The organism is Massilia hydrophila (genome assembly GCF_020208145.1).
In the GTDB taxonomy this organism is placed as follows: domain Bacteria; phylum Pseudomonadota; class Gammaproteobacteria; order Burkholderiales; family Burkholderiaceae_D; genus Telluria; species Telluria hydrophila.
This window is the reverse complement of sequence record NZ_JAHYBX010000001.1, coordinates 852,469-865,820: the sequence shown is the minus strand read 5'-3', so window position 1 is coordinate 865,820 and position 13,352 is coordinate 852,469. Positions and strand designations below refer to the sequence as shown.

12 protein-coding genes are annotated in these 13,352 nt (G+C 67.8%); 7 read left to right on the top strand and 5 right to left on the bottom strand.

What is annotated here, in order from left to right; translation table 11 throughout:
* Window positions 1-15: 15 nt before the first annotated feature.
* Window positions 16-552: an AAA family ATPase gene (locus LE190_RS03945; RefSeq protein ID WP_225237476.1), complete on the bottom strand. Its 537-nt coding sequence runs from the start codon at window positions 550-552 to the stop codon at window positions 16-18.
* Window positions 549-1,142 carry a nicotinamide riboside transporter PnuC gene (pnuC, locus tag LE190_RS03940; protein ID WP_225237475.1) on the bottom strand — a complete coding sequence of 198 codons (594 nt, stop codon included), beginning with the start codon at window positions 1,140-1,142 and terminating at the stop codon, window positions 549-551. Before pnuC ends, LE190_RS03945 begins: the two co-directional genes overlap by 4 nt.
* Window positions 1,143-1,380: 238 nt before the next feature.
* Here pnuC and LE190_RS03935 point away from each other — a divergent pair, with 238 nt between their 5' ends.
* Genes LE190_RS03935 through LE190_RS03910 form a run of 6 tightly spaced genes read left to right on the top strand, consistent with a single transcriptional unit; the run spans window position 1,381 to window position 8,587 of the window.
* Window positions 1,381-2,628 carry an efflux RND transporter periplasmic adaptor subunit gene (locus LE190_RS03935; protein WP_225237474.1) on the top strand — a complete coding sequence of 416 codons (1,248 nt, stop codon included), beginning with the start codon at window positions 1,381-1,383 and terminating at the stop codon, window positions 2,626-2,628.
* 10 nt (window positions 2,629-2,638) lie between these two features.
* Complete coding sequence (locus LE190_RS03930) at window positions 2,639-3,337, top strand: ABC transporter ATP-binding protein (RefSeq protein WP_225237473.1); 699 nt, start codon at window positions 2,639-2,641, stop codon at window positions 3,335-3,337.
* A complete protein-coding gene (locus LE190_RS03925; protein WP_225237472.1) occupies window positions 3,327-4,574 on the top strand; it encodes an ABC transporter permease in 1,248 nt (415 codons plus the stop codon). The genes LE190_RS03930 and LE190_RS03925 overlap by 11 nt, the downstream gene beginning before the upstream one ends.
* Window positions 4,574-5,764 (top strand): ABC transporter permease, encoded by a 1,191-nt coding sequence (locus LE190_RS03920; protein ID WP_225237471.1) that lies wholly within the window; start codon window positions 4,574-4,576, stop codon window positions 5,762-5,764. The genes LE190_RS03925 and LE190_RS03920 overlap by 1 nt, the downstream gene beginning before the upstream one ends.
* A gap of 13 nt (window positions 5,765-5,777) precedes the next feature.
* A complete protein-coding gene (locus LE190_RS03915) occupies window positions 5,778-7,169 on the top strand; it encodes a sigma-54-dependent transcriptional regulator (RefSeq protein WP_225237470.1) in 1,392 nt (463 codons plus the stop codon).
* Complete coding sequence (locus tag LE190_RS03910) at window positions 7,166-8,587, top strand: sensor histidine kinase (RefSeq protein WP_225237469.1); 1,422 nt, start codon at window positions 7,166-7,168, stop codon at window positions 8,585-8,587. The genes LE190_RS03915 and LE190_RS03910 overlap by 4 nt, the downstream gene beginning before the upstream one ends.
* A gap of 14 nt (window positions 8,588-8,601) precedes the next feature.
* On the opposite strand, the gene LE190_RS03905 is transcribed toward LE190_RS03910, so the two are convergent.
* Window positions 8,602-9,027, bottom strand: coding sequence for an Lrp/AsnC family transcriptional regulator (locus tag LE190_RS03905; RefSeq protein ID WP_225237468.1), 426 nt, complete (start codon window positions 9,025-9,027; stop codon window positions 8,602-8,604).
* 118 nt (window positions 9,028-9,145) lie between these two features.
* On the opposite strand from LE190_RS03905, the gene LE190_RS03900 reads away from it, so the two are divergent.
* On the top strand, window positions 9,146-9,631 hold the full coding sequence (locus LE190_RS03900; protein WP_225237467.1) for a hypothetical protein: 486 nt from the start codon (window positions 9,146-9,148) through the stop codon (window positions 9,629-9,631).
* A 54-nt stretch (window positions 9,632-9,685) separates the two neighbouring features.
* Here LE190_RS03900 and LE190_RS03895 read toward each other — a convergent pair whose 3' ends face one another.
* Window positions 9,686-11,827 carry a S46 family peptidase gene (locus LE190_RS03895; RefSeq protein ID WP_369598415.1) on the bottom strand — a complete coding sequence of 714 codons (2,142 nt, stop codon included), beginning with the start codon at window positions 11,825-11,827 and terminating at the stop codon, window positions 9,686-9,688.
* 122 nt (window positions 11,828-11,949) lie between these two features.
* The gene (locus tag LE190_RS03890) at window positions 11,950-13,347 is read right to left on the bottom strand and encodes an efflux transporter outer membrane subunit (RefSeq protein WP_225237466.1); all 1,398 of its coding nucleotides are present in this window, start codon (window positions 13,345-13,347) and stop codon (window positions 11,950-11,952) included.
* Between the last annotated feature and the right edge of the window lie 5 nt (window positions 13,348-13,352).

Below are 13,352 nucleotides of genomic sequence, written 5' to 3'. Positions count from 1 at the left end.
TGGCTGGCGTCGGCATCACGCCGATGCCAGCAGCGCCTCCACCCGCCGCAGGCGCTGTTCCAGGCCACCTTCCAGCAGCACGTACGCGATCTGCCTGCGCGCGAGCGTCTCGACCAGCATCGCGTGCACCTGCTGGCGCACGGCCTCCGATTCGCGCTGCAGGCCATCTGGCTCCCACGGGCCGTCCGGCGCCGTGACCAGGGTCCAGGCATAGTCGTGCCGGCGGTCCAGCTCGGCCAGCTGCGGATCGACCCGCCCCCAGTACTGGCGGCTGTACAGCGCCGTCATCAGCGGCGTCGTATCGCAGAACAGGAAGCGCCTGGCCTGCGCCGCCGCTTCTTCCTCGCGCGCACGCTGGGCCAGCGCGATCGGATACTGGTCGCTTTCGAAGGGCACGCGTCCATGGGTATCGACGAACTCGCGCAGGTATTCCGGCACCCACACGGTGCCGAAATGCCGCGCCAGCGCCTCGCACAGGGTCGACTTGCCGGACGATTCCGCGCCCAGCACCGCCACCCGCCGCACCGGCCCCTCCACGACAGCTGCGCTCACGCATCCCTCCGCGCGATGTTCGACCAGGCGCGCCAGCCGGTCCAGGCCAGCACCACGAACACGGCGTACAGGATGGCGGTCAGGTAGAGGTCCTTGTACACGTACAGGCCGACATAGAGCACGTCCACCACGATCCAGACCAACCAGTTCTCGACCTTCTTGCGGCCCAGCAGGAGCTGGCCGAGCAGGCTGCCCGCGGTCAGGAAGCCGTCCGCGTGCGGCACGTCGGTGTCGGTGAGGTGGTCGAGGAATTGGGACAGCAGCACGAAACCGATCGCCCAGCCGGCGATGGCCCAGCCCCAGCCGCCGCGCTTGAAGCGCGTCACCACCAGCGGCTGCTCGCCGGCGCCGTGCAGCCACTGGTACCAGCCCCACACCGAGGCCGCGATGAACACGAACTGCAGGCCCATGTCGCCATACAGCCTGGCTTCGAAGAATACCCCGGCATACGTGGCCGAGGAGACGATCGAGAACAGCCAGGCCCAGTGCTTCTGGCGGATGTTGAGCAGCACGGTGATCGCCGCCAGCAGGAAAGAGACGAGTTCCAGCGGGGTGGTGCTGAAACCGAGGACGGCAAGCGGTTCGTTCATGCGCGGCAGGAAGGGAGGATGTCAGGTCAACAGGCGATTATGGGAGGTGGCGCGCGAATCCGCAAGCTGCGCGGGTTTGCCCTCCCCGTCTGTCCTTCCCGAACTGCCCGGATCCGGACACCAGTGCCCGCGCACGGGCAGCGCGGCGCCGTCCGGCATCCCTGCCCCCCAGGAAAGCCCGGCTGGCACGATGCTTGCAATGGAAGGACACATCTCGACTCAGTAAAGCCAGCATCCCATGGACCAAGCCATTGGCATCGACATTCTGCGGCACCGCCGGCTCCTGCGCCTCGGCAGCGGCATCCTGCTGTGCGCAGGCTTCCTGGGCGCCGCCTGGGGCATCAACCGCGCCGTGCGCCCCGGCGTCGACGCCGCCGACATCGTCGTCGCCGAGGTCAGGCGCGGCACGGTGGACAACACCATCAACGCCGCGGGCGTCGTGATTCCCGTGCACGAGGAAGTCGTGTCCAGCCCGGGCATGAGCCGCGTCGCCCGCGTGCTGGCCAAGCCGGGCCAGCAGGTGAAACAGGGTGAGCTGCTGCTGGAGCTGGACGACCGCGAAATCCGCCTGGCGCTCGAATCGCTGAAGGAGCAGCTGGCGCAGCAGGAAAACAAGGTCGCCACCTTGGGAATCGAGATGGAACAGAAACTCAAGCAGACAGCGTCGGCCATCGAACTGCTGGAGATCGACCTGCAGGCCAGCCGCGCGCTGCGCGAGCGCAACCGCAAGCTGCGCGAGAGTGGCCTGGTGTCCGGGCAGGATCTCCTGACCTCGGAGCTGAACGTGCAGCGCAACGAAGTGCAGCTGCGCCAGCAGCGCGCGCTGATCGAGGACACACGGCGCGCCACCGCCGGCAGCATCGCCGCCGCGAAGCTGCAACAGGCGATCCTGCAGAAGCAGATCGTGCGCCAGGAAAGCCTGCTCGAGCAGACCCGGGTACGCGCGCCCTTCTCCGGCATGCTGACCTCCCTCGTCGAGGAAGCCGGTGCCAGCGTGGCGGCCGGCCAGCTGGTGGCGCGCGTTTCGGAACTGAACAACTACCGGGTCGAGGCGACCCTGTCCGACTTCCATGCCCGCCAGCTGGAGGTGGGCCAGCCAGTGCGCGTCGAGCAGAACGGCGAGGTACTGGCCGGGCGCGTCCACACCATCCTGCCCGAGATCCAGAACGGCAGCATCAAGCTGCTGGTCGACCTGGAACAGCCGCACAACCCGATGCTGCGCAACAAGATGCGGGTGGACGTTAACGTCGTCACCGGCCACAAGGCGGACGTCCTGGTGATCGACAGCGGCACCGCCTTCAATGGCAAGGGCCGCCAGCCGGCATTTGCCGTGCGCGACGGCATGGCCCACAGAACCCTGCTGGAACTCGGCGCCAGCGACGGCAAGGTGGTCGAGGTGGTGAGCGGCGCCCGCCCGGGCGAGCGCTTCATCGTGTCAGGCACCGGCGCCTTCAAGGACCTGGACAACATCCGCATCTCACAATAAGGAGAACGATATGATCAAACTGAACAAGGTCAGCAAGACCTACCGCACCGACAAGGTCGAGACCCTGGCCCTGAAGGACATCGACCTGCACGTCAGGGAGGGCGAATTCGTGGCCATGATGGGCCCCAGCGGCTGCGGCAAGAGCACGCTGCTGAACGTCATCGGCCTGCTCGACCGCCCCGGCCAGGGCAGCATCGAGATCGGCGGCGCCGTCCTGCAGCGCCCCGGTGACCGCGAACTGGCCAGGCTGCGCAACGAGACCTTCGGCTTCATCTTCCAGAGCTTCCACCTGGTTCCCGACCTGCGCGTGATCGACAACGTCGAAGTGCCCCTGCTGTACCGCCGCATGTCCGGCGCCGAACGCCGCCGCCTGGCGCGCGCGGCGCTGGAAAAGGTCGGCCTGGGGGCGCGCATGGATCACTATCCGAACCAGCTGTCGGGCGGCCAGCAGCAGCGCGTGGCGATCGCCCGCGCCATCGTCGGCCAGCCGAAGATCCTGCTGGCCGACGAGCCGACCGGCAACCTGGACAGCAAGATGGGCGAGGAAGTCATGGACATCCTGCTCAAGCTGAACGCCGAGGGCACGACGGTGGTGATGGTCACCCACGACGAACAGGAAGCGCGCCGCACCCATCGCATCGTGCGCGTGTTCGACGGCCAGCTGGTCAGCCCGGCCGGCGCTACCGGAGAGCGCGTCCATGCTGCGTAACTACCTGCTCACGGCCTGGAAGGTCTTCATGCGCCGCAAGCTGTTCACGGCGATCAACCTGGCCTGCATCGTGCTCACCCTGATCGTGCTGATGGTGATTACCGCGATGCTGGAGACGGCTTTCTTTCCGAAGGGCGTGGAAGGCAAGAGCGACCGCATGCTGCAGGTGGCGCTGATGCGCCTGGACAGCAAGGATGGACACCGCACCAGCCACCTGCTGCTCGGCTACAAGCTGATCGACAAATACCTGAAACCGCTGCAGGGCGCCGAACGCGTCTCCGCCGTGACGATACCCGAGACCGTGGCCGTCTACCAGGACCAGCGCGTCACCGAACTGCAGATGCGGCGCGCCGACGCCGACTACTGGAAAGTGCTGGACTTCCGCCTGCTGGCGGGGCGCCTGCCCACGCCGGACGACGACATCGCGGGACGCAGCGTGGCGGTGCTGAACCAGACCAGCGCACGCAAGCTGTTCTCCGGCGAAGCAGGCAGCGCCATCGGCCAGCGCATCGACGTCGGCGGCCGCAACTTCGAGGTGATCGGCGTGGTCGGCGACGAACTGCACCTGAACGCCTATGCCGACATTTGGGCGCCGATCACCAGCCTCGCATCGACCGACTACCGCGAGCAGTTGTCCGGCACTTTCAATGCCCTGATCCTGGCGCGCAGCCCGGCCGACCTGCCGCGCATCCGCCAGCAGGTCGAGCACATCGCCCGGAGCATGCAGACCGACGACCCGAAGGAGTGGGTTAGCGCGCACTTCTGGGCCGACAGCAAACTCGACCTGTTCGCGCGCACCGTGTTCCATCGCTACCTCGACCGCGATTCGGGCGCCGGCCGCCTGGTCGCGATCATCGTCGGGGCCATGCTGCTGTTCATGCTGCTGCCGGCACTGAACCTGGTCAACCTGAACACCGGCCGCATCATGGAGCGCCGCTCCGAGATCGGCGTGCGCAAGGCCTTCGGCGCCACCAGCGGCCAGCTCGCCATGCAGCTGGTGATCGAGAACATCCTCCTGTGCCTGGCAGGCGGCGTGGTCGCGCTGGCGGCTACCGCGGGCGTGCTGCACTGGATCGAAAACGCCGGTCTCATCCCCTATCTGAAGGTCGACATGGACCTGGCCGTCTTCGGCTACGGTCTCCTGGCCGCCTCCGTGTTCGGCGTGCTGTCCGGCGTGCTGCCGGCCTGGCGCATGTCGCGCCTCGATCCCGTCCATGCCCTGAAAGGAAACCTGTGATGCTGCGCCACCTCCTCAAGCTGACCTGGAAGCGCAAGACCAGGAACCTGATGCTGAGTCTCGAAATCCTGCTCGCCTTCGCGATCGTGTTCGCGGTCGCGGCCTTCGCAATGCGCTACTGGCAGCTGTCGCGCATGCCAACCGGCTTTGACGCCACCGACGTATGGGCGGTGAAGGTCACGCCGAACAGGAATAGCGCGCGGATCGACGCCGCCAGCTACGACGCGTTTCGGCGCAGCCTGCGCGAACTGCCGGAGGTGCAGCAGGTCGCCTTTGCGACCGCTGAGCCGTATTCGATGTCGTCGATGGGTGGCAGCTGGAAGGCCCCCGGTGGTGGCGAAGTCGATACGGGCATGCTCGATGTCAGCGACGACCTGGACAAGGTACTGGGCCTGCGCGTGATCGAGGGCCGCTGGTTCTCGGCCCTGGACGACGGCGCGGCGGCGATCCCCGTGGTGCTGAACCGACGCATGGCAAGCGCCATGTTCCCCGGCAAAGCGGCGGTCGGCCAGCAGTTCGAGGACAGCGACCGCGGCGCCAGGGTGTTCTACAAGGTGGTCGGCCTGGTGGACGAGTACCGCACCAGCGGCGAACTGTCCGCGCCCGACAACTTCACCTTCGTGCGCTTCGTGCCCGGCGCCGGCGAGCGCGCGGCCAGGACCATCCTGCTGAAACTGCGCCCCGGCGTCGAGCGCAGTTTCGAAACCCGGCTGCACCGGCGCCTGAAGCTGGTCAACAATGCCTGGACCTACCAGATTGCGCCGGTGCGCGATACCCGCGACACGATGATGAAGACCCAGCTCACGCCGCTCATCATCCTTGGCGTGATCGGTGCCTTCATGCTGCTGATGGTGGCCTTCGGCCTGTTCGGCGCCCTGTGGCAGAACACCACCCAGCGCATCCCCGAGATCGGCCTGCGCCGCGCGGTCGGGGCGCGCACCACCGACATCTACGGCCAGATCATCGCCGAGCAGCTGCTGCTCAGTTCCACCGCCATCGTGCTTGGACTGCTGCTGCTGGTGCAACTGCCGCTCACCGGGGCCTTCGGCGACAGCCTGAACTGGACCGTCTTCACCGCCGCCGCCGGGCTGTCGATGGGCGTGATCTATCTGCTATCCTTGCTATGCTCCCTCTACCCGGGATGGCGTGCAAGCCGCCTGAGCCCGAGCGAAGCGCTGCACTACGAATAGCAACAGGAACCACATGGAACGACAACGCAGGCGCCGCATCCTCATCGTCGACGACGATGGTGCAGTACAGGTCTCGCTCGCCCTCTTACTCAAGCAGTCCGGTTTCGATGCCGTCTGCGCCGACAGCCCGCAGCAGGCCATCGCGCAGCTGCAGGCGGGACCGGTCGACCTGGTCTTGCAGGACATGAATTTCTCGCTGCAGACCAGCGGCGAGGAAGGCCTGGACCTGCTGGCCCGCGTCAAGGGGCTGCAGCCCGGCCTGCCGGTGCTCCTGATGACGGCCTGGGGCTCGATCTCGCTCGCGGTGCGCGGGGTGAAGGCCGGCGCCGCGAACTTCTTCACCAAGCCCTGGGACAACGGCCAGCTGGTGGCGCTGGTCGAGGCCACGCTGGATCTTGCCGCGCCGGCCTCGGTCCCAAAGCCCACGCGCCGTGCGCTCGATGCGCAATGCGATTTTTCCGCCATCGTCGGCGAACACCCGAAGCTGCTGAAGGTGCTGGAGACGATCGCGCAAGTGGCGCGTACCCGCGCGCCGGTGCTGATCCTGGGCGAGAGCGGCACCGGCAAGGAGCTGGTCGCCGACGCCATCCACCGCAACAGCCCGCGCGCAGGCAAGCCCATCGTCAAGATCAACATGGGCGCGGTCACCAGCTCGCTGTTCGAGAGCGAAATGTTCGGCCACGTGCGCGGCGCATTCACCGATGCGCGCAGCGACCGCAAGGGCCACGTCGCCGCGGCCGACGGCGGCACCCTGTTCCTCGACGAGATCGGGGAATTGCAGCGCGGCGACCAGGTCAAGCTGCTGCGCGTGCTGCAGGACCAGCGCTACCAGCCGGTCGGCGCCAGCACCTCGCTGCAGGCCGACCTGCGCGTGGTCTCGGCCACCAACCGCGAACTGGCGGAACTGGTGGCGAGCGGCGAATTCCGCGAAGACCTGTTCTACCGGCTGAACCTGATTACCATTCGCCTGCCGCCGCTGCGCGAGCGCCGCAGCGACATCGCGCTGCTGGCCCGCCAGATCGCCGAATCCGTGGCGCAGGGCTATGGCCTGGGCGAGGTCGTGCTTGCGCCCGATGCGCTGGACTGGCTGACGAACCAGCCCTGGCCGGGCAATATCCGCCAGCTGAAGCAGACCCTGGAACGCGCCCTGCTCCTGGCCGGCAAGCAGCACCTCGGGCAGGCCGACTTCCTGGCCGCCAGCGCGGTCGACGAAGGCAGCGCCCACCATCGGCCCGGCATGGACGGGATGACGCTGGAACAGGTGGAGCGCCACATGATCGAACAGGCGCTGCAGCAGCATGCGGGGAACATCTCGCGCATGGCCCGGGCCCTGGGACTGTCGCGCACCGCCCTGTACCGCCGCCTCGAACGCCACGGCCTTGGCGCGGACCTGCGCGAGGAATGAAGCTGCCCGCCATCCGGTTGCCGCTCCAGACGCAGCTCACGGCTTACCTGGCGCTGCTGCACCTGCTACTGGCCGGCTGCGCGCTCCTGCTGCTGCCTGCCCGGCCGCTGCTGTTCGTCGGCGCCGAGCTGCTGCTCGCGGCCAGCATGGCGCTGGGCTGGTGGTTGATGAAGCGCGCGCTGGAGCCGCTCGGCTACACGCGCCGTTTCCACGACCTGCTGCAGGACCAGCAATACGCGGCGCGCCTGGCCGCGCCGGGCGTGACGGAACTCGATGAACTGGTCGCCATGTTCAACGGCATGCTGGGCGCCCTGCACCGCGAACGCCTGGCGGCCGGCGAGCAGCAGGGCCTGCTCGAACGCCTGCTGGAAGCGACGCCGAGCGCGGTGCTGGTATTCGATTTCGACCACGCGATCAGCCTGATGAATGCGAGCGCCGCCGGCCTGCTGGGCCTGGGTGCGCCGCTCGGCAGGCCGCTGTCGGCCTGGCAGGACGCCGATGCCGTCTTCGATCCGACGCTCGATGCGCGCGACATCGCGCGCAGCCGCGACCTGCTGCGCCAGTTAGATGCGCTCGAACTCGGGGACAGCCGGCTGCTGGTCGACCTCGACGGCCGGCGCTACCGCGCGCAACGCAGCCGCTTCTTCGACCGCGGCTTCGCGCGCCACTTCCTGATCGTGGAGGACCTGAGCGCCGAACTCGAAGACTCGGAACGCGCCACCTATGCACGCCTGATCCGCGTGCTGGCGCACGAGGTCAACAACACGGTGGCCGCCACCGGCTCGGTGCTCGATTCCCTGCTCAGCTACCGCGGCCAGCTCGACGAGCGCGACGCCGGCGACTTCGTCACCGCCATCGTCGCCGTCAAGCGCCGTAACGTCAGCCTGGGCGAATTCATCGACCGCTTCACGCGCGTGGTCAAGATGCCGGCGCCGGAACTGCGTCCGACCCGCCTGCAGGACGTGGTGGACGACATCCTGTGGCTGAACCGCGAACAGTGCAAGGCGCGCGCCATCCAGCTCGGCTGGGGCCGCTGCGATGCCGTGCCCGCGCTGCTGCTCGACGTGCAGCTGATCGAAGGGGCGCTGCTGAACGTCGTCAAGAACGCGGTGGAGGCGATCGACGAGCGCAATGCGCGCGACGCCTCGGCAGGCGGCGCGATCCGTGTCGAGCTGGAAGACCTGGGCGAGCGCGTGCGGCTGTCGGTGATCGATAGCGGGGCACTGCTGGAACAAGCCTCGGCCCAGCGTCTGTTCACGCCCTTCTTCAGCACCAAGCGCGGCGGCCAGGGAATCGGCCTGATGTTCGTGCGCGAGGTGCTGCAGCGGCACGGCGCGACCTGCGCGCTGGCGCCTGGCGTGTCAGGCGAAACGCGCTTCGATATGTGGTTTCCTGCCCTTCAGTCCAGCGCAAGCTGATCCCCGGGCACCCGCTACCGGGTTTCGAACTGGGTGGATAGCACCATCGAGGTCGAGGTCTTGCCGATCCGGGCGAGCGATTTGAGCAAGGCCTCGAGATGTTCCGGGCTGCGCACGGCGAGCCGCAGCAGCGCACAATGCGCGCCGGTCGTCGCATGCAGCGCCAGTACTTCGGGATGCGCGTGCGCCCAGCCATCGAGCGCATCGTGCGAATCGACCACGATGCTGACAAAGGTTTCGAAGCTGTAGCCGATGGCCCGCAGGTTGACATTGGCCGAAAACCCGCGGATGACGCCAACTTCCTCGAGCCGTCTTACGCGCTCGGCAATCGCGGGTGAACTCAGGTGTACCCGGCGCCCGATCTCGGAATACGACAGGCGCGCATCCTGCTGCAGCAGGGCCAGGATCTTGCGGTCGTATGCATCCAGTTCAAAAGCCAAAGCCACACTCGCCGAAAACCTTGAAAAGACCGGAACAGCAGGCCCGTATCCTTCGATCCTGCATTGTCCGCACCAAGTCTTCACCCTACCATAGTTCGTCAATGAACTGGAGAGGATGATGGACGCGAATGCATTCGATTTCCTGCTGGGAGACTGGAAGGTCGGCAACCGCCGGCTGCTCAGGCGGCTGCAGGCCTGCAACGAATGGGAAACCTTCGACGCCTTGCAAACCAACCGCCGGCTGCCGGGCGGGATCGGTAACTACGACGACTTCGTGGCCGCTACCTGGCGTCCGGGTTACGTCGGCCTGTCGCTGCGCCTGTTCAATCCGCAGACTGGCCTGTGGAGCATCCACTGGCTGGACAACATGAACGGCGGAATGCACGCATCCGGCCTGCTGCTGCCGCCGGTGGTTGGGCGATTCGAGAACGGGGTCGGCGTCTTCGAAGGCGACGATGAACTCGACGGCCGGCCGATCCGGGTCCGCTACACCTGGTCGGACGTCGCCACCGGGCGTCCACGCTGGGAGCAGGCAATGTCGGGCGACGGCGGGCGCACCTGGGAAATGAACTGGTCGATGCTCTTCGAGGCATGCGCCAGATAAAAAACACCGCGCCGGGATCGCTCCGTGGCGCGGTGTCCTCGACGGCGCACCGGATTACTTCTTCGGATACTTGATCGTCATTTCCTTCAGCAGGTTGTCGGCCCCGTCGACTTCCTTCATCAGCCACAGCATGTAGCGGATGTCGACGTGGATCGCGCGCGTGATCACCGGGTCGAAGTACCAGTCCTTGGTGATCGATTCATAGGTCGAATCGAAGTTCAGGCCCACCAGTTCGCCGCGCTTGTTCATGATGGCCGAACCGGAGTTGCCGCCGGTGGTGTCGGCGCTCGACAGGAAATTGACCGGCACCGTGCCCAGCACCGGGTCCTTGAACACGCCGTAGCGCTTGGCCTTGATCGCGTCCAGCAGCGGGGCCGGGGCGATGAACGGGTCCTTGCTGGTGGCTTTCTCGACGATGCCCTCCACCGTCGTGAACGGACCCTTCACCAGGCCGTCGCGCGGCGAATACGGCGCCACAGTGCCGAAGGTCACGCGCAGCGTCGAGTTGGCGTCCGGGTAGACCGGCTTGCCCTGCGACTTCTTCCAGGCGATGACGGCCGCCATGTACTGCGGGATCACGCGTTCCAGGTTGCCGTCGATCTCGTTGCGGCGGTTCTCCAGCGCCATGCCGGTCTCGTGCAGGCGCACGGCGAGCTGGATGAACGGGTCGCTAGACTTGCGGAAGGCATCCGGATCCTTGCCGATCCAGGCCAAGCGCTTGGCGGTGTCGGCCAGCTCGGTGGTCTTGTACATGGCGTTGATCGCGGTCGGCGCCGGCAGCAGCGCGTCCAGGCCCTGCGGGCGCAGCCTGGCGTCGACGCGGGCGTAGCGCGCCAGCGCGGCGCCCCAGCGCGCTTCGTCCACCTGCGGCACGAAGGATTGTTCGAGGCGGGTCAGCCGCGCCTTGATGAAGGACAGGTCGCGTTCCTGGTAGCCGGCTTCGCGCTGGGCGTCCGGCTTCTGGCGCTCGAGCGCCAGGCGGTACAGCGAGCGGGCGCTCTTGAGCAGGTCGCTGTGGGTCGCTTCAAGCCAGGCGCCTTCCTGGCGCGAGGCGGCCATGTCCTGCGCGATCACGCTGTCCAGTTCACCCAGCAGGTTCTTCGAGGCGCCGGCGCCATTCGCCTTGTGCCAGGCGCGGAACTCGGCGTCCTGCACGTCCTTGATGGCGGCGATGTCCTTGCGCGCGAAGCCGTCGAGCAGGCCCTGGGTCTTCTTCAGCACGTTGTTCAGGCTCTTGGCGACGCTGGCGTAGCGCACGTCCCAGGCCGGGTTGCCCATGGTGGCGGCCGAGATCACCGACAGGTCGGCGGTGATGGTGGCCACCTTGCCTGGGAAGTCGACGTCGCGCGCGAAGCGGATCTCGCTCGGCAGCTTGTAGCGGCTGGTGCGGCCCGGGTAGCCGGCCAGCAGGATCGGATCGCCGTTCTTCAGTCCCTCGGCGGACACCACCAGGAAGTCCTTCGACTTGTACGGCACGTTGTCCGGTGACGGGTCGGCCGGGCGTCCGTCCTTGCCGACGTAGGCGCGCAGGAAGGAATAGTCGCCGGTCTGGCGCGGCCATTCGTAGTTGTCGATGTCGCCGCCGAAGTTGCCGATGCGGTCGGACGGCGCGTACACCAGGCGCACGTCGCGGATCATCAGCTGCTTGATGCGGTAGTACTCGAGGCCGCGGTGGAAGGCCGGCACCGAGCAGCGCGCCGATTTGTCGGTCTCGCATTCGGCCACCAGGGCCTTGATGCGCGACTCCACCAGTTCGTGGCGCTCGCGGCCCGACAGGTTCGGCGCCAGGCCCTTGAGCACGCGGTCGGTGACGTTCTCCACCTTCTCGGTGACGTAGACCAGGGTGTTCGGGCCGCCCGGCAGTTCCTCGGCGCGGGTCTTGGCCAGGAAGCCGTTGACGATGAAATTCTTTTCCGGCGTCGAATTGCGCTGGATGGCGCCGTAGGCGCAGTGGTGGTTGGTGACGATCAGGCCATCGGGCGAGACGAAGGAGGCCGAGCAGCCGCCCAGCGACACCATCGCACTCATCGGATGCTTGGTGAGGTCGGCCAGCTTCTCGGCCGGCATGGTGATGCCGATGCGCTTCAGTTCGGATTTGAGTTGCGGCAGCTGGTGCGGCTGCCACTGGCCCTCGTCGGCCATGGCGGCGCCCGCGGCGCCCAGGAGGACGACGGGCAGTACGATCGATTTGAACAAGGTGAACCCCGGATGAGTAAAAAAGGCAGTCCGGAGTATAACTTTCTTGTATGTGTGGCGGGTCGTTTTTTGGCGTATTGACGGGCGCGCCGTGACGCTGCCCCCCCTTCCCGTGGCCGCCCTTATTGCCCTGCGCGCCAGCCACCGCCGAGCGCCTGGATCAGCGCCACCGCCGCCGCCTGGCGGTCGGCCTGCACCTGTACCAGCGCGCGCCGCGCATTCAGCGCTGTGGCCTGGGCCTGCACCACTTCGGAATAGCTCACCTGCCCCGCGCGGTAGCGGTTCATGATCTGCTGCTCGACCTTGTCGGCCGCTTCGGACGCCACCTGGCGCAGCGCCTGCTGCTGTTCCAGCACGCGCACCGCGGTCAGCCCGTCCTCGACCTGGCCGAAGGCGTTCAGCACCGTCTGGCGGTAGCGAGCCACCGCGGCCTGGTGGCGCGCTTCGGCACCCGCCACGCTGGCCCGGGTGGCGCCGGCATTGAAGATGGCCTGGGCAGCCGACAGGCCGAAGGACCAGGCCGCGTTCGAGGCCGAGACCAGGTCGCCCACCCGGCTGCCGCCCGTACCCAGCGAGGCCGACAGGCCGATGTTCGGGAAATAGGCCGAGCGCGCGATGCCGATCTCCGCATTGGCGGCCGCCACGTCGCGCTCGGCGGCGGCGATGTCGGGACGGCGCTGCAGCAGCAGCGAGGGCACGCCGACCGGCACCGCCGGTACCGAGGCGCGCCAGTCGGGCAGCGCGGCCAGCGCGAACTCGGCCGGCGCCCGCCCCACCAGGATCGCGATCGCATGCTCGAACTGGGCGCGCTGGCGGGCAAGGCCAAGGGCGTCGTTGCGCGCGCTGGCCAGCTGGGTCTGGGCCTGCAGCACGTCGGTACGGGCCACGATGCCGACATTGAAGCGGTTCTCGGTGATGCGCAGCTCGCGCTCGTAGCCGGCGATGGTGCGCCCCAAGAGCGCGCTCTGGGCATCGAGCGCGCGCAGGGCGAAGTAGTTGGCGGCCAGCTCGCCCTGGGCCGACAGGCGCGCGCTGGCCAGGTCTGCGGCGCTGGCATCAAGGCCCGCCTGGGCGCTGGCGACGCCGGCGCGCAGGCGCCCCCACACGTCGGGTTCCCAGCTGCCGCCCAGGTTCAGGCGGTAGGACGTATCGGCGCCCTGCCCGCGCACGCCGGAACGGTCGGCGCCCAAGTTCAGGCCCAGGCTCGGGAACAGCGCGGCGCGCTGCTGCTGGACCAGGGCGCGCGCCTGGGCATAGTTGGCCACCGCCAGCGCCACGTTCTGGTTCGAGACGTCCACGCTGGCCGCCAGCCCGTCCAGCACCGGATCGCCGAAAAGCTGCCACCAGGGGCCGCGCTCGAGCGCGTCGGCGGGCGCGGCCGCCACCCAGCCCTCGGCTTCCTTGAAGGCCGCCGGCTCGGGCGTACCGGGGCGCTGGTAGGCGGGGCCGACGGCGCAGCCGGCCGCCAGGCTGGTGGCCAGGGCGAGGGTGGTCAGGCGGAAGATGGCGTGGATTCGCATGGGTA

Coding starts and splice junctions, on each gene's coding strand:
- LE190_RS03920 (WP_225237471.1), top strand. CDS start 4,574: ATGCTGCGCCACCTCCTCAAGCTGACCTGGAAGCGCAAGACCAGGAAC.
- LE190_RS03935 (WP_225237474.1), top strand. CDS start 1,381: ATGGACCAAGCCATTGGCATCGACATTCTGCGGCACCGCCGGCTCCTG.
- LE190_RS03925 (WP_225237472.1), top strand. CDS start 3,327: ATGCTGCGTAACTACCTGCTCACGGCCTGGAAGGTCTTCATGCGCCGC.
- LE190_RS03915 (WP_225237470.1), top strand. CDS start 5,778: ATGGAACGACAACGCAGGCGCCGCATCCTCATCGTCGACGACGATGGT.
- LE190_RS03930 (WP_225237473.1), top strand. CDS start 2,639: ATGATCAAACTGAACAAGGTCAGCAAGACCTACCGCACCGACAAGGTC.
- LE190_RS03900 (WP_225237467.1), top strand. CDS start 9,146: ATGGACGCGAATGCATTCGATTTCCTGCTGGGAGACTGGAAGGTCGGC.
- LE190_RS03910 (WP_225237469.1), top strand. CDS start 7,166: ATGAAGCTGCCCGCCATCCGGTTGCCGCTCCAGACGCAGCTCACGGCT.
- LE190_RS03890 (WP_225237466.1), bottom strand. CDS start 13,347: ATGCGAATCCACGCCATCTTCCGCCTGACCACCCTCGCCCTGGCCACC.
- pnuC (WP_225237475.1), bottom strand. CDS start 1,142: ATGAACGAACCGCTTGCCGTCCTCGGTTTCAGCACCACCCCGCTGGAA.